Consider the following 17441-nt stretch of genomic DNA (forward strand, 5'->3'; position numbering starts at 1 on the left):
TTTGTTTAAGGATTTTTGATAAAACTCAATGAGAACTCTTGCCGACAGAATACGGATATTAGAGGAACTTCCTCTAAACATGATTATGTAAAGAAGCCAACGAGATCTGAATCAGGTCTCGTATTTATTTTTATAACTATCGAATTGTTCATCATTTCTTTTGATGCCCCTCTTGCTCAACTAAAGACCACACTTTATCTTGATTCCAAAAAAACAATCCAAATAATATATGTTTTAAGCCATACCAGTATGTATCCCAATGTAAATATGCTAAGAGTAGGATTCCTTGAACAAAATATAGCACGGAAAAAATACGCCATATTACATTCATAATTTTGCATAATCGTTGCTGTTTCTCACTCTTCATCTAATTTCAATTTCCCCTTCATATGTACTCAAACCAAAAATAGGAACACTTCTCAATCTACATTTTTTGTAAAACAACGCTTTTTATACATTTCCCTATTTTTAGGTTGAGATGATCGGGGAGTGTTTGTGATAACTATCGATAATGACATGTTATGTAAACCGGAAATGAATATACTATACAAAGAATAGGGAGATGGAAAGATTTATAAACAGAAGCATTTTTCACATAAAAAAAGCCGACTCACTTTTTTATTTTCGTGAGTCGGCTAGTGAATCTTATGATATGAAGAAACCATTATTATTTACTCCTCGTTTTTGATGGTTTAAGTTAAGAAATTTATTTACCACGAATCTCAGCATTTTCGTATACTCCCATTAACTTTCTGCATTCTTTCATTAACTCTCTATATTCTTCCATTGATGAAGCGACTAAATTTAAAAATTTTTTCATTTGAATTACCTCCTTAATGTATTGATTACACCTTATATTTTTTATGTTTTTTTAGCAAATTGGCTATATATTCATGGCAACGGAAACAATGGTAATGAAAGCGAATAATTGTTTTATTTTAACTACTAATAAGACATGTTAAGTATATCAGGAAAAATTTAGGTGGCATTTTTTCAGAGAGGTAGAAGAGCATAAGAGGTTTTTGTCCCCACCGAAGGTGTGAGGTCAGGCAAAGCCAGACAAAACCATGGGTACACAAAAGTCGCCACAATGTCCCCATCACTTTTTTACAATTCAATTTAAACTGGGACTAAAATGATTCAAAAATCCTTAGCGTGGTTTTTTTCCGGTACCCCCAGCAGAGTAATTTTTTACTGATCAATATAAAAAAGATCCGGCTATATAAGCCAGATCTAATCAATAATCAAAATCTATCTCTATACCTTGAGGAATATCGCCTTTGTTGATGTGTAAATCATACAGTTGGTTGATGAGTATCCATCGCTCTTTTTCATCCATATTCTCAATAATTTTCAAAATCTCTTCTGACATCATTTTATCGCCTCCAGAATTGATTTTAAGACCTTCTCTATAGGGGTGTTTGATATTTAAAATTCAACAGAGAGCCTTCTGAATCCTTCTAAAATCATTTTATTTACCTAATAATCTTGACCAAAAAGATTTCTTTTCTTGAGCTGCTGCCAACTGCTTTCGTGTTTCCTGAACCTCTTTCATCAGCTGTGATAATTGCTCGTCTCTTTTAGATTCTTTACTATTCGTTTGTTCGCTATACTCCGCTATAAGCTTTTGCTTCTCTTGTAGCTTTTTTAGCTTACGCATCGCCATAACATCGCCATCATAATCAGCTCTATGGCCACGCTCGTTTTTATGGAAGAAATACCCTGCCTTTTCTAGTAGGGATTCCGCCCCATAGCCATCAACTTAAAAACACAAACTACCCCCAAAACGATAAAAGTAAGAAATTCGCACAAAAATTTCGTTCTGGGAGTATTCTTTATCTTTAGATTGATGGGCATGGGATATTTAATTGCTTTACCTTGATGGCGATGGGACGATACCCCTTATAGAGAAAAAGAGTTAGATAGTATTGCTATATCTAATTTGATATGTTTGATAAGTTTTATTATCTTTTTGACAAGTTAACTTGTCAAAAAATATTTGAAAATGGTATATTGTAGTTATAATGTACGAAGGGGTTGATAATAGTGAACAAAAAAGAAATATTAGATACATATAAAAGAATGGGAAAAGATGAACGCAAAGAAAGTATTGAGTTAGATTCATTTAGTTATGGTTTAATAGCTGTACTTGCTTTGGTTCTTATTTTTGGTTCATGGAACTTAATACATGGGATTAAGAGTTATGAATTAATGGCTATTTTTTCTGGTTATATAGCTTCTTCAAGTTTTTATAAATTTAAAAACTTGAAGTCAAAAAAATTTCTGTATGCAAGTATTTTGGCTACATCCAGTACAATTGCTAGTGCTATAGCTTTCTTTTTTGGAGGGTAACGAATGAAAGATGAGTTAATACTAAAAAATCGTTTAAAAGTAGCAAGAGCTGAAAAGAAAATAACACAAGGTGAATTAGCTGAAATGATTGGTGTATCTCGACAAACGATCAGTTCTATTGAAACAGGTCAATTTTGTCCAACAGCAAAATTAGCCTTAATACTGTGTATAGCATTAGATAAAAAATTTGAAGAGCTTTTTTATTTTTAATTAACTAAAAAAAGTAACTAGAATAAATAGCGTCTACGGATTAATATCTGTCTTATTAGTATAAGCTGAAGGAACTTTTTACAGGCTCATAGATACATTGACTATCGATAACACTGATTATGTGAACTAATACTGACGGTTCATTGAGCTAATTTTTCATATTGGAAGCATAAGTCTGCCGTAAGCTATATAAATGCAACTAAAAAAATCGACATAAAAACGTTTCTTTTAGGGGGGAGAGAGCATCCGACTAAGCATAGAAGCGGTCAAACCCTTTTCGTGGCCCATGCAGGGAGAGAGAGAGGGAGCGAGCGCAGTTTCCCTTTTGTTCTACATGGCAAACGATAGCTATGTCGGAATAACAAAGTGGACTTATATAAAAGAAGCATAAATTTGCGAACCGGCAATCTTATGCTTCTTGTTACAAATTTTCACACCAGAACCTGTTATGTAAACCTCACATGTATATGGTATACATTGTAAATAATTTGTTAATTAAAAGAAAATAAGGTTTACATATATAAGGGATATCCCTATAATTGTTGCAAAGATAGTATTTAAAAGGAGGAAGATGTGCTTGGTGGAGAAATTCGGAAGCGGTTCCATGGTGCTATATGAAGGAGAATCATATCGAATACTGTACATATATAGCTCAGGTTACTGTGAAATTGTAAACCAGGAATCAAGAGAAGTCGAACTAGTTAAATTAAAAGAACTACAAACTTTTAATTAAACAATGATATAAGAATGTAAAAACGATATACTTCTTCTAATGCATTTTATGCAAAATAATCTTATGAAAATACAAAACCCGTCTTTTGATAGTGGGGAGAGAACATCCGGCGACGTGAAGAAGCGGTCAAACCTTTAGAGTGGTTCATGCAAAGGTAAACCAGAGAGAAGAAGCATGCAATATTCCTTTTTGGTTGCACATAGCACATGGAAATGTCGAAATTATCATTCACTCATATATAACTTTATAAACTCATGGCATTATACGCTTTTCGATTTTTTCTAGTGTTTGTTTATCATTAAGTAATTTTTGTTTATTCTCTTGCACTAGCTCTTCAGAGGAAACTTGCTATACGGAATGGTTTTTTTATATGATTAAGAGGAGCTTGTACTTAAATGAAAAAGGAGAAGAGCCCAGATGACAAATCAAAATGAAACGAACGCTTTACCGCCAAAAACATGTACGATTGAACGCCTTATTACGCTTCAGGAGGATGTTGAAAGAGTGCTTGCAGGGCAGAAAACGGCCACTCGCCGAAACGGGAGATATGCAGATGTCGGGGAAGTAATGGAGCTTCAAGGTCACCGGTATGTTGTGGAACGCGTCTATTCACAGGCACTTGGTGAATTGACTGATGAGCATGCCCGCCAGGAAGGGTATACGAATGTAGAGGAATATAAGCAATCGATCCTGTCCATCCACCCTGGAATGCCTTGGCTGCCGCAAATGAGGGTTTGGGTTCACGAGTTTCGTCTTATCCAGGATTGATTTGATGTAAGGATGGACATACTATATCGATTGTTCCTTTATATACATATTTTTAGTGTAATCTTATCGATCGGTCCTTTTTTTCTGTTGATTCCGTTACTTAAAAAACTGCAAGCCTCGGAATCTTCAATACAGCAGGCTTATCTGGATGTGTTCCGGTTTGCGGTCAGATTGGCTAAGCATGCCGGGCATGTATTGGTTGTATCAGGAGTCTTGTTGGTATTGATGGGCCCTTGGTCATGGAAAACCTCTTGGATTGTGATGACTATCATCCTTTTGGTAAGTTCATTATTTTTCCTGGCTCGCGCCTTTTCGCCGACCATTCGGAAATTTAACGAACCGAGTCAAGACAAGAAAACGTTAGTTCACTTGCTTCGTCGTTCTATCTGGATTTACATTGTTCTTTTGATGATAGTGCTATGGTTTATGGTGGCAAAGCCTGCATTGTGGTAGGTGTGATTCATGTTATGGACAAGTTCATCCAAGGCGAAGAGCAGCTTTGCATGATTACCGCTTGAGTTCGCTGGATAGTATGAGACAAGGACAAGCCGACTGGCTGTCCTTGTTTTAGTTTACGGTCAACTTATGATTCCCATATACAGCAAAGAAGCCTGTTTATTTAAACAGGCTTCTTTGCATAAGCAGTGTTATCGGAATAAAAGGCTCATCTTCAAATATAACTGTCCTGAAAGAGCACCCAATTTCAATGAAATAAGATCTTTGTTCCGTACATAGACATAACGTATAAAAGGGTCATAACCGACAGCTATGGAAGGAGCGCAATGAGTTATTATGAGAATTCCGTATTTTAATAACGCACGGCAAATCGCACTTGCATTACATGCTGGACAAGTGACACAGCATGCATTCCACCAAGAGATGGTACAGGATCCTTTCTTTGGACATATCATGCATCATCATGTTATCCACCATGTCATGTATCCAACTGATTTCTCAACAATTCCGTTTAGCTCAACATACTATTTCTGAGGAAAGCCATTTGCTTTCCTTTTTTCTTTACACAAACGAACTATATATTTTATACATGTGAGGTTTACATAACACGACATTATCGGAAGTTCTCCTCACCAGCAATCCCCAGTTTATCAACATTCTGTGGAGAATCCCGCCAACTGTATAATTTTTTGATATCGACGACAATATAAACTATGAATGAATACTTGGAGGGATAAGCGATGTCTAATAATGATCAACACTCAAACAACGCTGTTGAAAACAAAACGAAAGTCTTTAAAAACGGGGTTCAATCGGCAACGAATTATGTACAGCACGCTATTGAAAATGCGAATGAATTAACCCAAGATGCAACGCAAAACTTGGTGAATAACGTAATGAAAAGCGCACGAAATGAAGATAACAAATAACTTTGCTTATGGACGATCGTGTTTGATCGTCTTTTTTATCATAAAGTAGGCGAGAATCCCCCCGCTTCAAGCGTGTGGATGATGTAACGGTAAGTGGGGGAGGTTCATTCATCCTCAAATTCTTCGCCTATATATGAGTGAATGATAAATTCGACATGTCCATGTGCTATGTGCAACGAAAAGGGAGTGTGACATGCTTCTTCTCTCTGGTGTACCTTTGCATGAACCACTACAAAGGTTTGACCGCTTCTGCACGTCTTTTAATCTCTCCCCACTATAAAAAGACGGTTTTTTATTCACTTGTAGATAATTCACTCAAATATTTTTTCATATCGAAGTAAATGCCGCCTTTTGTATTTACATCGTGTTTATCCCAATTTATTAATAGTTCAACTAATTCTTCTTCACTTAAGCCGCCATTATGAAACTTTTCAAACAGTTCCATTACAAACTCTCTTGAAAAGTAATCATCATTTTCCAAAGCAGCTTGACCATATCTATCAACTAATTGAAAAGTGGTATCCATTGGTATGCCTGCAGCATCTGCGATTAGCATTTGTAACTCTTGAAATGACAAGTCACGGCCTGCTTTAAACATTCCTTCAATCGCAACTAAGCGGCTCACTAGTTCTTTTTTATCCATTTAAGTCTTCACCTCATAGTTCATATATATATGAATGATTTATGATTTCGACATTTCAATGTGCTGGGTACAGCAAAACGGCATTGGTGCTTTCTTCCTATCTATGGTTTACCTTTGCATGGACCACTACAAGGGTTTGACCGCTTCCGCACGTCGCCGGATGTTCTCTCCCCACTGTAAAAAGACGGTTTTTTTATTCAGTTGTATATAATTAGTGTTGATTTTGAAGTTTTCTTATCAAATTACATTGCGCAAGATAAAAGACGATACACGAAAAAGCAGAGACTTAATCGATCTCTGCCTTTTCGTTTTTGTGGCCTTTTGAGGGAGTTTTACGTTAAAATTTCCTTAATTTCGGGAACGAAACGAGACTTAAAAGATTGATGTTATTTTCTTTTCCTTTCGCCCGAATCTTTCCAAAAAATGTCCCCAAGAATTCTTCCCAAATCGCACTCGTTCTCTTTTTGGATTCCGGACTTTCACGCAGCGATTGAACAGTCATATTCAATGCTTGATCCAAATGGGCGAGCGCTTGTCTTAAATGGTGAATCATTTCATTTTGTTCTTCCATAAGATTTCTCCTCCTGAACATATTTTTTTAGCGGAAAATCGCTTCGCTTCTATCTACTACTTCTACCTCGCAATCGATAAACGTATCTTTATCTAGTTGTGCCTTCATCCGTTCAAATTTAACCTCGGCAACGACATCTTCAATCCCCTCTTTTGCCGATACAAGAAAAAACTTCATTTGTCTTGATACATCTCTCGCAACAGGTCGTAACACTTGTTTGGCGATCGGTAATATGGCTGATGTGGCAATGACGAGGGCAGACCCTACGATCACTCTCTGTAAGCTACTGTGTACCATTATATTCCTCCTACAAACATTATTATTTTAGTATGGTCAATTTTCCTAGTTTTATACTCAAGCAGCGATTGAATGGAATGGAATCATCTTTGATTTTGTACGCGTCAGCATGTTAACAATCGGCTTTGCTACAATTGCCGCGCCGCTCGCAACCGCTAATATCGGAATCCATGAAACGATTGGTAAAGAAACTGTGCTGAATACACTATGCAGCGGGCCGATATAAATGGTCGACAGCAATGCCAGCCAAGAAACACCCAATGCGCCTACTAAGAAACGATCTTTTGACCAGTCACGAATGCTTTCTTTAGAGCCTGTTTGTCTCCAAGAGAAAGTTTGTATTAATTGACCTGCTACTAATGTTGCAAATGCGATTGTTCTAGCCATAGGTAAAGAAGCCCCGCGGCTTAAGCTTAAAGCAAACAGACTTAATGACCCTGCGCCTAATAGGACGCCGCGTGTAATAACTTGTTTGTACAAGGACGAATCCACGATTTCCTGACGTTTTGTTTGCGTTGTTTTATTGCCTGGGTTAACAGCCAATACCATTGCAGGGAGCGCATCTGTTAGAAGGTTCATAATCAATATTTGAATCGGCACAATCGGAAGCGGCATTCCCGCAATTACAGCGGCACTTGTAACAATAATTTCTGCCAGGTTTCCGCTCAATAAGCACCCAAGCGCTTTACGAATGTTTCCGATTATCGTTCTTCCTTCTTTTACGCCTTCTACAATTGATCCGAAATGATCTTCCTTTAGGACCATATCTGCTGTTTCTTTTGTCACTTGCGTACCGGCTTGTCCCATTGCAATTCCTACATCTGCCCTTTTTATGGCAGGGGAGTCGTTTACGCCGTCTCCTGTCATTGCTACGACGTGTCCCTGTTGTTGTAACATAGTGACAATACGAAGCTTATGCTCAGGGGTGACCCTTGCAAAGATACAAATATCGTTGATGATGTTTTTTAATTCCTCATCCGACATCTGATCTAACTCGTTGCCGACGACAACTTTCTTCCCGCCGTTGCAAATTCCGATTTGTTTGGCGATTGCCATTGCTGTGACAGGATGATCGCCTGTAATCATAACCGGTCTAATGCCTAATTCCAAAGCTTCGCGAATGCTCTTTTCTACATCAGGCTTTGGAGGATCTATCATACCGGCCATACCGACATAGATTAAGTTTTCATTCATATCATCAAAGCAAGTATTTTCGCCATTATGGTCAATCGGACGATAGGCAAACCCTAAAACACGGAGAGACTGTTCAGCATATTTTTCATTTTGCTGTAAAATTTCCTCTCTTATTTCATCTGTCAACGCGTATTGTTGTCCATTTTTCTGATAATGGGTACAGCAGTTCAAAATCTTTTCTACTGAGCCTTTTGACATAACAAAGCATTTCTTCTCGTCTTCTTCACTCTTGCAAGCAACCGTCATCATGCCTGAATTGGAGTCGAAAGGAACTTCATGAAGACGCTGCCAATGCTTGTGATTATCTAAATGGAAATTGCGCTTTGCAGCCAATGTAACAATGGCACCCTCAGTCGGGTCTCCTTTGATTCCCCAACGCTCGTTTTCGAGGTGTAATGAAGTGTTGCTGCACAGCAAACCAATTTCCAAAAGCTTATCCAGTTCTTTAGAGTTTTGTTCTACTCCGTTTTTATCAATGATCTTTCCTTCTGGAGCATATCCTTCTCCAGTTGCATCAAATTCTGCATCGATGGTTGCTACTTTCTTGACTGTCATTTCATTTTTCGTTAACGTTCCTGTTTTATCGGAGCAAATGACCGTTGTTCTTCCCAACGTCTCCAAAGAAGATAAATTTTGAACCAAAGTTTTTTTCTTTGCCATGCGGAATACACCGGCGGTTAAAGCAATGGTAATGGTCACTGGAAGTCCTTCAGGAATCGCCGATGCCGTCAGTGCCATTGAAGTAGTAATCATTTGTGAAATCGGGTTTCCTCTAAGCAAGCCCGCGATAAATACGATAACACCAGCTGCTAAAGCACCCTTCATAAATGTTTTGCTAATGGAAGTTACTTGTCTTTGCAATGGTGTCTCGCCATCACTTTCCTCGTTTAACAGTGACATAAGATGACCCATCTCAGTATCTTTTCCTGTTTGCACAACAACTGCCAAAGCCTTTCCTCTTGTCACATGCGTGCCCATATACAGCATGTTTGCCCGATCAGAAAGGGCTTCTTTTTCCGAAATCTTTCCGGCGATCTTTCTAACAGGCAGCGATTCACCTGATAGGGAAGACTCATTCACTTCCAGATTCCATCCTTGAATCAATCTTAAATCAGCAGGAATACGATCCCCGGCTTCGAGCACCACAAGGTCGCCAGGCACGATATTCTCTGCGGATATTTCTACTGTTTCTCCTTTTCGGATTACAAGACAATTCGGCGGAACGAAGCGAGTCATTGCTTCAACGGCACCTTCAGCTTTCCGCTCTTGCATCGTTGAAATCGCGGCATTTAACAAAAGAATAGAGCCCATTGCCGCTCCGTCAAATAAATGCCCGGAAACCATGCTTAACAAGGCTGTTGTTCCCAAAACAACCGTTGTAAACTCCTTAAATTGGGCTAGATAGCTTTTTATCCAATGGGGCCGGCGCTTTGCCTGAAGTTTATTCGGACCATATGTTTGCATAGCTGCGCTGATCTGTTGATCATCTAAACCATACAGTTGATCCGTTTTCAGAAGATGAAGAATCTCCTTCTCGTCCATTGCATGCCAAGGATGGCCTTCCGCTTTTCCTTCCACTTTCCCTCCGGCTTGCGGGTTCTCCTGTTTTCTTGCTCCGATATGCTCCTCTGTCCATCTTTTTATTTTTGTTAAGAAGCTTAGCGTTAACGCGTCCGCAATTAGATTGACTAGCGGAGCCGCAACAAATACAGGCACAGCAATCGCTGTTCCAATCAAGTTCCAAAGAGATGTCACCTTTGCATTTGTATGCACAAGGTTGTCGAGCTTCCCGGCCTGCTCATAGCTTTTGGCAAGCTCCGGCAATTTCCCGATTCTTATGGAAGGATAAAAAGATAGTATCTTTTCTGTGCCGTTTGACACATCATCAGCAATAAATAAGACTTCATCCCGTTGTTTTGGGAAAGCCTCGTTTATTTCTTTAAGTTCCACTTTAAAATGTTCAGTTAAAAAGCTTGCTAATTCTTCAAGGTTTACATCATTTCGGTTATTCCTAGCACCTATCATAGTTCCGGGACGCAACCGCTCGAATAACGATACTGCCTCTGGTCTTATGGTTCCGTTATCCGCAATTAAAGAAGCGTCCTCAAAGACGACTGCTTTTGTTTGTGATAGCTGATACATTGACCCATTCTCTGGCAGGCACTGTTCACGCTCTCTCGCAATGTACTCCGCTTGCTTCCAAGCATATTCAGTGGATGTTAAAACCGGGCGAGGGTTAGCCGCCAATAAAGCGCCTAGCGCAGCCAGAGGATTTCTTGTCAAAGCAAAGCCAGCTCCGGCCGCAACTAGACCAAACTTGCTTGCGCGCCGGCTGTAAGTTTCAATCTGCGGCGATACGCATGGTTGGTCTAATAGATCTGTTTTCACTTGTCTGCGCTTCCAGTTTAAATATTGGAGAATGCTGATTCCGGCTAAAACAACTAAATTTTCCCGGACGAGTGCCAATCCTAACGAACTGATACCGAGTAATAAATCTACATTCAGCTTTTTCTTTTGTTGCAAATCGTGCAACCCTTTTTTCAAAAATGGGTATCCGGTACTGATTGCGATCGCGCTGCTAATGAAAAAGGGAAGAGGATGCCTTGCTAAAGCGGACCTTCCCCAAACCAGCTGCTTGACTCCTAAAATACCCAGTCCCGCTATCGATAAGGTAAGCGGCAAGGGAACTCTTTCATTTATATCCATACTTTTTGTATAGGGAATGGATTCGAAATAAGAAGTTGCGATTGTGCTCTCAGCTGTTGCCGCAACTTCACTATAAATAACAGTATTTTCTTCTTCATTTTCAGGTGCAGTCTCTTCTTCAGTTATGTATCGTTTCTTAAACAAAACTTCTTCAAATTTTTTGATAAATAACAAAAGAACGTCTACACTTACTCTCTTTTCATCAAATACCAGCAGAACTTTCCCTGAATCGCTATTTGCACAAACAGATGTGACTCCCTCAATAGAAGAGAAAATTTCTTCAAATTTCTCAGATATATCAGGGTGATGTTGTAATCCAAATAGTTCAAATCTGACTCTTCCAGGGAGAAGATGAAAAGATCGCGGTTTAAACGATATTTCATTCATTCTCTGGCCACCCTCCCTTCGTACTCTTCAAATTTTTGTATAAATAATATTTTAGACATGTTTTTGTATTCTATTCATGATTAAAAATACAATTTTTAAAAATAATGGAAATAAATATAGCCATATTTGGGTAAAATCTAAAATTATAAGGAGCAAGGAGGCTGAATGATGTTTAAAAAGTTTTTTTCTTTTAGTAATCCGGTGGGGCTAATAGTCAGTTCCGCAGTGCTGATTTTAACGGTATCTCCAGAGGCAAGAAAAGGAACAAGAAAGCTGCTGGTTAAAGGAGCGGGCGCAGCACTGGCACTGGGAGACCAAATGAAGGGGCTCACGACCGGAGTTCAAAAGCAATTAGGGACGTTTGTGGAAGAAGCGAAAGCAGAAAGAGAGACGATGATGCTGCCTGATATGGCCGGAATGGTCAAAGAAGGAGGCGATATGCTCAAACACAGTTTTGAAGAGGGCGTCACAAAAACGAAACAGGCAATGGAAACTGCAAAAGACGCTGTTAGCGGCTTATTTGAAGATAATATGGTTACACAAGGTTTCGAAGAGGGCGCCACAAAAACGAAACAGGCAATGGAAACTGCAACAGATGATGTTGCAGGCTTATTTGAAGATAATATGGTCACACACGGTTTCGAAGAGGGCGTCACAAAAACAAAACAGGCGATGGAAACTGCAACAGATAATGTTGCCGCAGGCTTATTTGAAGGTACGGAGCCGAATCATGTACATAACCAGTTCACAGCCTACAATGTTTTAGATGATCATTCCATTCAAATGAAATTAAATGAAATTGAACAGCGCTTATATTAATAAGGCTGACTCGATGAGTCAGCCTTATTTTTCTATATACAAGTGAAAAAACATCTTTTTATAGTGGGAGAGATCATCCGGCGACGTGCAGAAGCGGTCAAACCTTTAGCTCATGCAAGGGGAAACCAGAGGGAAGCAGCATACCATACTCCCTTTTGGTTGCACATCGCACATGGACATGTCGAATTTATCATTCACTCATATATAGACCCTGATTCATCTATTTCCTCGATGCGCATGTCTCGTTAAGCTAATGAAGGAGCGATAACTATGCAGACAGAAAAAAGGGCCCTAAAGCAGAAATATATTCTGCTTTGGGAGCCCTTTTTAACCATTTATTGATATTGATTTTGGTATTGATTTTGATGATATTGATCTTGCTGTGGATTGTTTCGGTTAAACAGCATATCTCCGACTGTAGATCCAACCGCATTTCCAAGCCGATTTCCGGCTGCATATCCGACAAGCGAGCCGATAACTGTACCGACTCCCGGAAAAACAAGTGATCCCGCCATTGCGCCATATCCTACCCCAGCCATAACTCCTGCTGCGCCTGATACATTTTTTACTGTACTGGCAGCTAGGTCTTTACCGCCTGTCTCGCCTTTTAAGTAAGATTGAATATCTCCAACCTGCGAAATTCCGCCGGATACAACTCCTGACCATAATGGTGCACCTTTAAACATAAAATCCCTCCTTTACTTTTTATTTAATATATCCAAAAGATAAAAATGCTATGTACAGCCTTAACATTTTTATCATTTCATCAAAACTGTTCATGAGTGATGATTTTTTCCAATTGTTTTGAATCTGTATAGCAGGCAGAGGTTTGTAAGAAACGTTGCTCAGGAGTCTTACACTCTGAAATAACGGTACCAATAATTTCCTTTCAGAACCTTTTTTATCCTTTTTTTTTGGCGGCCTCGTGTGTTATCGTATACCATGGTATATATTTCTAATTGACTATTAATAATCGGTGCATTTTCTGCACGTTTTACGTAATGATAATTTCCTTCATCATCTTGCTCACGGGCTTTTACATTATCCGCTAACATGAGCGATACCCAATTTTGGATTCGTTTCTTTAAACGGGAATCCAAAATGGGGAATAAAATCTCTACACGATTTTCCATGTTTCGTGTCATCATGTCGGCAGATGATAAAAAAATTTTTTCCTCGCCATTATGATGAAAATAATAAATGCGGCCATGCTCTAAAAAGCGTCCAATAATACTGCGAACTGTAATGTTTTCGCTAACCCCTTTAATGCCGGGTCTTAAACAACAAATGCCTCGTATAATTAAATCAATTTTTACCCCAGCATTTGAAGCTTCGTACAGCTTCATGATTAACGCTTTGTCTGTTAATGCATTCATTTTTGCAATAATATGACCATTTTTATGTTTTTTATGAAAGGCGATTTCTTGTTTAATTAATGAAATAAAATCTTTACGAATATCGAATGGTCCTACTGATAAATGGTGGTATGCTGGTTTTTCGGTATAAATGCTTAAATAATTAAAGAAGTTTGTAGCGTCAATTCCAAATTGTTCATTCGATGTAATCAATCCTAGATCTGTATAGATTTTTGCTGTTGCATCATTATAGTTTCCTGTCCCTAAATGGACAAAACGTTCAATCCGTCCGTTTTTACGGCGGACAACAAGTGTGATTTTACTATGTGTTTTTAAATAGGTCATTCCATAAATAACATGGCAGCCGGCTTGTTCAAGCTCTTTTGCCCAATAGACATTATTCGCTTCATCAAATCGAGCTTTTAACTCGACAAGAACTGTAACTTGCTTTCCGTTTTCTACCGCACGTTTTAATGCTTGAATAATTGGGGAATCACCGCTCACACGATACAATGTTTGTTTAATAGCTAAAACATCAGGATCTTCCGCAGCCTCAGATACAAAATCGATTACGGGTTCAAATGATTCGTATGGATGATGAAATAATATGTCTCGTTCCAATACTTTCTCAAAAATATCTTCATGGGATGCTAAATCTTTTGGCGGCTGCGGAATCAGTGTTTCATCAACAAGGTGTTCATGTGTTGCTTCAATACATTTATAAAATGAAAATAAAAATGTTAAATCAAGCGGACCATCAATGATATAGGTATCTTTTTCATGAATTTCCAGCTCTTTTTGTAAATATTCCAATACATTTTGATCGTAATTACGGCCATCTATTTCCACGCGAATTTCAGTACCCCATTTTCGTTTCTTTAGTTCTTTTTCAATCTCGCGAAGTAAATCACGTGCTCCTTCTTCATGAATGGGCATATCTGCGTTTCGTGTAATACGAAATGGTGTAACGCTTTTCACCACATACCCTTTCAAAAATTTATGGATAAAATAAGCAATGACGTCTTCGAGTAAGACAAACGTTCTCGTTTGGGCCTCAGTTGGTAACTCAACATAACGATTTAATACGCCTGGAACTTGTATAATTACTAACTTACTGCTTGACTGCCTAATTTGCCTGTCTTCTTCTATATTTTTTTCAATGATAATCGCTAGGTTTAGACTTTTATTTAATAACATTGGAAAAGGGTGATACGCATCAATCGCCATTGGAGTTAACACGGGGAAAATTTCTTCATTAAAATATGTTTCCAAAAATGAAAGTTGGTCTTGACTTGCTTGCTCAATCGTAATGATTGAAACACCTTCAGCTTCTAGCTTGGGCAGAAGCGATTTTTTATAAGTCTCGTATTGTAATTCAACCAACGTATGTGTTTTTTTTGATATAGACGATAATTGTTCCTTTGGAGTCAAGCCAGCTTTATTTTCCGGTTTGTTAAATCCTGCTTCGACTTGATCTTTTAATCCGGCCACACGGACCATAAAAAATTCATCTAAATTTGAGCTAAAGATCGCAAGAAACTTAAATCGTTCCAGCAAACGATTTCGTTCATCAATCGCCTCTTCTAATACACGCTGATTAAACGCTAACCAACTCAATTCACGATTGTTATAGTTTACAGGATCTTCTAAATGTTTGATCTTTTTCATTTCACCAGCTGTTTTCACTGTAAACTCCCACCTTAAAAGAAAATGTGATAATTAAAATTTGTCCAAAAAGCTCTATTTTAAACATATTTCGGCACAGTACATTGCTCTTTATATCTTTATATTTAGATTTTTATTCCTGGAGCTTGTACGAATTTTTTGCACCAAAACCTTTTCATCTGAACAGTCGACGGTACACGCATATACTTTGTGAAGTTTTCATAAGATGGGTATCAGTCGTTATGTGACAAAAGGAGGGAGGCTTTTGTTATCTCTGCTTTTATTAATTATTTTCCTGGGGTTTGTATTGAGTATTGATAGCTTTGGGGTAGGATTCACGTACGGCGTTAGAAAAATTTTAATCCCTATCCGTTCACTCTATACAATTATGGTCATTACCGGAACCGTTATCTTTGTATCCATGAGTATTGGTCACGGGCTATCTCGTTTTATTTCTCCACATGTTGCAAAAATGCTGGGGGGATTATTATTAATTATTCTAGGATGTTGGACTCTTTATAATTTTTATAAAACAAATAATAAAGATAAAAATAAAACCTCTGCAGCTCCGCGTTCTCAGACAGATAAAAAGAAACCTGCCCCAAAAATCATTCAACTCAAAAACCTGAGAATTGTGATTGAAATCTTGGAAACACCAATGAAAGCAGATGTTGATCAATCGGGATGGATTTCTATGAAAGAAGCGGCTGTTCTAGGCACAGCACTCTCACTAGATGCTTTTGGCGCAGGGATCGGAGCCGCGTTTTTAGGTTATCCTATTGTATTAACACCGATTATCATTGCCATAATGAGCGGGATTTTTGTTTATTTAGGAATATTAGCAGGAGCTAAGTTTGCAAATCTAACATGGGTGAGTCGACTTGGCTTTCTTCCGAGCTGCTTATTAATCATAATAGGTATATATAAACTTTTCTAAGGGAGACGAGGCAGCGCCAACACAAATTGTTGGCGCTGCCTGTTTGATTATAGTTTACCTTTAATCCAGCTTCGGGCTTTAGATGCTTAATCTTAAAGGTAACAAGATATTGTTGTTTGATGTTTCCAGTGAATTATTTTTGTACAAGAATTATTTGTGATATCAGGGTCGAATAGTGTAACATAAAGTTAGAATATTCTTGATATCTACGACACCATTAAAAAAAAAGATAGGGGAGAATATAGTGGGCGAAAACAAGGAATTAGAATTGGAAAAAGAGGTACTTAAGAATCGAAGCTATCGCACAGCAGTACGGACTAGCGCCGCAAATAAACCATTGGCAAAGAAGAAAACAGTAGAGGAATTACTGTATGATACATTTTTGGCTTACCAAACTCATTCGTTAGGGGTCATTGGAAACCGAGTTAAGCAAGTCAATCAATTATTTAGTCGTGTTGCGGAGCAAATGAATGATAGAACATATCAAACGGAAAAAGAGCAATTACAGGAACAATTAAACGACAAGATTTCAAAATACAACGAGTTAGAGGAGCAGATAGAGTCTATACAGCTGGAAAATACAAAATTACATCACGAGGTAACAAGAATACAGGAAAGTCAGGAAGAGAAGGAAAAACAATTATTTGCTGCTGAAGAACGAATTAAGGAACAGAAACAGGTTATTGCCAATAAAGAATTAACTATCGAAGAAAAAGGCGGGAAAATAGCTGAGAAAACCGAACAAATTGAGAGGTTAAATAAGGAAATTGAGGTCATGAAACAAGTTGTATCTCAAGCAGAAGAATATAAATTGACTTCTATTCAGCTTGGGGAACAAATTGAAGATATGAAAAAGAAACATGATTCAGATTTGAAGCAGAAAGATTTTGCTCTGGAAAAGGTATTGTCGGAAAAACAAAAAGAACAAATAGAGGAACTTTCACGTATACAAAATGAACATAATCAACGTATATCAGAAGAAAATAAAAAGCGTGAACTTGCAAAAACTTCATATGACGAGAAAATGGGAGGACTAGAGTTACAGCATCAGAAAGAAACAGAGCGCTACAAAAAAAAGATAAAAGCCCTGGAATTGAAGCTAAGTAAAACAGAACAACAGCATCAAGAAGATAAGAAACGATATAACCAAGACATGGAAGCTCTAAAATTGAAATTAGACAAGCCGGTGCAAGAAAAAAATGAATAGGGACCCGATTGGGGTCTCTTTTTGTTTAAAAAAGGCAGTTACAGAAAATATATATAAATACAACTAAAAAAATAAACATAAAAACTTTTCTTTTAGGGGGGAGAGCGCATCCGACTAAGCGTAGAAGCGGTCAAACCCTTTTCGTGGCCCATGCAGGGAGAGAGAGGGAGCGAGCGCAGTTTCCCTTTTGTTCTACGTGGCAAACGATAGAT

18 protein-coding genes are annotated in these 17441 nt (G+C 38.2%); 9 read left to right on the top strand and 9 right to left on the bottom strand.

The annotated features are described in order from the left end of the window. Nucleotides 1-1237: 1237 nt before the first annotated feature. Both H540_RS34080 and H540_RS0117760 read right to left on the bottom strand, forming a co-directional pair. Nucleotides 1238-1375 carry a hypothetical protein gene (locus H540_RS34080; RefSeq protein WP_169729580.1) on the bottom strand — a complete coding sequence of 46 codons (138 nt, stop codon included), beginning with the start codon at nt 1373-1375 and terminating at the stop codon, nt 1238-1240. Nucleotides 1376-1471: 96 nt separating this feature from the next. Then, nucleotides 1472-1666: a DUF3967 domain-containing protein gene (locus tag H540_RS0117760; protein ID WP_028401796.1), complete on the bottom strand. Its 195-nt coding sequence runs from the start codon at nt 1664-1666 to the stop codon at nt 1472-1474. A gap of 380 nt (nt 1667-2046) precedes the next feature. On the opposite strand from H540_RS0117760, the gene H540_RS0117765 reads away from it, so the two are divergent. Both H540_RS0117765 and H540_RS0117770 read left to right on the top strand, forming a co-directional pair. Beyond that, on the top strand, nt 2047-2352 hold the full coding sequence (locus H540_RS0117765) for a DUF6442 family protein (RefSeq protein WP_028401797.1): 306 nt from the start codon (nt 2047-2049) through the stop codon (nt 2350-2352). 3 nt (nt 2353-2355) lie between these two features. Then, nucleotides 2356-2562, top strand: a complete 207-nt coding sequence (locus H540_RS0117770) for a helix-turn-helix transcriptional regulator (protein WP_028401798.1) — start codon at nt 2356-2358, stop codon at nt 2560-2562. A gap of 985 nt (nt 2563-3547) precedes the next feature. On the opposite strand, the gene H540_RS33335 is transcribed toward H540_RS0117770, so the two are convergent. Then, entirely contained in the window at nt 3548-3622 is a 75-nt protein-coding gene (locus tag H540_RS33335; RefSeq protein ID WP_155891064.1) for an FbpB family small basic protein, read from the bottom strand. Nucleotides 3623-3712: 90 nt separating this feature from the next. Between H540_RS33335 and H540_RS0117780 the strand changes: the two genes are divergently transcribed. The 4 genes from H540_RS0117780 to H540_RS0117795 all read left to right on the top strand — a co-directional run bounded on the left by H540_RS0117780 (nt 3713) and on the right by H540_RS0117795 (nt 5448). After that, nucleotides 3713-4063: an ASCH domain-containing protein gene (locus H540_RS0117780; RefSeq protein ID WP_028401799.1), complete on the top strand. Its 351-nt coding sequence runs from the start codon at nt 3713-3715 to the stop codon at nt 4061-4063. 18 nt (nt 4064-4081) lie between these two features. After that, a complete protein-coding gene (locus H540_RS0117785) occupies nt 4082-4516 on the top strand; it encodes a DUF2269 family protein (RefSeq protein WP_028401800.1) in 435 nt (144 codons plus the stop codon). A gap of 339 nt (nt 4517-4855) precedes the next feature. Further along, nucleotides 4856-5053, top strand: coding sequence for a hypothetical protein (locus H540_RS0117790; protein ID WP_028401801.1), 198 nt, complete (start codon nt 4856-4858; stop codon nt 5051-5053). 206 nt (nt 5054-5259) lie between these two features. Further along, entirely contained in the window at nt 5260-5448 is a 189-nt protein-coding gene (locus H540_RS0117795; RefSeq protein ID WP_028401802.1) for a hypothetical protein, read from the top strand. Between the two features lie 292 nt (nt 5449-5740). On the opposite strand, the gene H540_RS0117800 is transcribed toward H540_RS0117795, so the two are convergent. The 4 genes from H540_RS0117800 to H540_RS0117815 form a co-directional block, all read right to left on the bottom strand. Continuing rightward, entirely contained in the window at nt 5741-6091 is a 351-nt protein-coding gene (locus H540_RS0117800) for a hypothetical protein (protein WP_028401803.1), read from the bottom strand. Between the two features lie 337 nt (nt 6092-6428). Further along, nucleotides 6429-6662: a hypothetical protein gene (locus H540_RS0117805; RefSeq protein ID WP_028401804.1), complete on the bottom strand. Its 234-nt coding sequence runs from the start codon at nt 6660-6662 to the stop codon at nt 6429-6431. Nucleotides 6663-6689: 27 nt separating this feature from the next. Next, complete coding sequence (locus H540_RS0117810) at nt 6690-6959, bottom strand: hypothetical protein (RefSeq protein WP_028401805.1); 270 nt, start codon at nt 6957-6959, stop codon at nt 6690-6692. Between the two features lie 57 nt (nt 6960-7016). Next, nucleotides 7017-11246, bottom strand: coding sequence for a cation-translocating P-type ATPase (locus tag H540_RS0117815; protein ID WP_028401806.1), 4230 nt, complete (start codon nt 11244-11246; stop codon nt 7017-7019). Between the two features lie 168 nt (nt 11247-11414). On the opposite strand from H540_RS0117815, the gene H540_RS32295 reads away from it, so the two are divergent. Next, nucleotides 11415-12065 (top strand): hypothetical protein, encoded by a 651-nt coding sequence (locus H540_RS32295; protein WP_081415184.1) that lies wholly within the window; start codon nt 11415-11417, stop codon nt 12063-12065. Between the two features lie 335 nt (nt 12066-12400). On the opposite strand, the gene H540_RS30105 is transcribed toward H540_RS32295, so the two are convergent. Both H540_RS30105 and H540_RS30110 read right to left on the bottom strand, forming a co-directional pair. Continuing rightward, on the bottom strand, nt 12401-12751 hold the full coding sequence (locus H540_RS30105) for a hypothetical protein (protein WP_051317170.1): 351 nt from the start codon (nt 12749-12751) through the stop codon (nt 12401-12403). Between the two features lie 168 nt (nt 12752-12919). Further along, nucleotides 12920-15088, bottom strand: coding sequence for an RNA degradosome polyphosphate kinase (locus tag H540_RS30110; RefSeq protein ID WP_081415186.1), 2169 nt, complete (start codon nt 15086-15088; stop codon nt 12920-12922). Between the two features lie 262 nt (nt 15089-15350). On the opposite strand from H540_RS30110, the gene ytaF reads away from it, so the two are divergent. Then, nucleotides 15351-16022: a sporulation membrane protein YtaF gene (gene ytaF / locus H540_RS0117835; RefSeq protein ID WP_028401807.1), complete on the top strand. Its 672-nt coding sequence runs from the start codon at nt 15351-15353 to the stop codon at nt 16020-16022. A gap of 268 nt (nt 16023-16290) precedes the next feature. Beyond that, nucleotides 16291-17229, top strand: a complete 939-nt coding sequence (locus H540_RS0117840; protein ID WP_155891063.1) for a coiled-coil domain-containing protein — start codon at nt 16291-16293, stop codon at nt 17227-17229. Nucleotides 17230-17441 lie beyond the last annotated feature (212 nt).

The sequence above is a fragment of the Ectobacillus panaciterrae DSM 19096 genome (assembly GCF_000430785.1).
Taxonomy (GTDB): domain Bacteria; phylum Bacillota; class Bacilli; order Bacillales; family Bacillaceae_G; genus Ectobacillus; species Ectobacillus panaciterrae.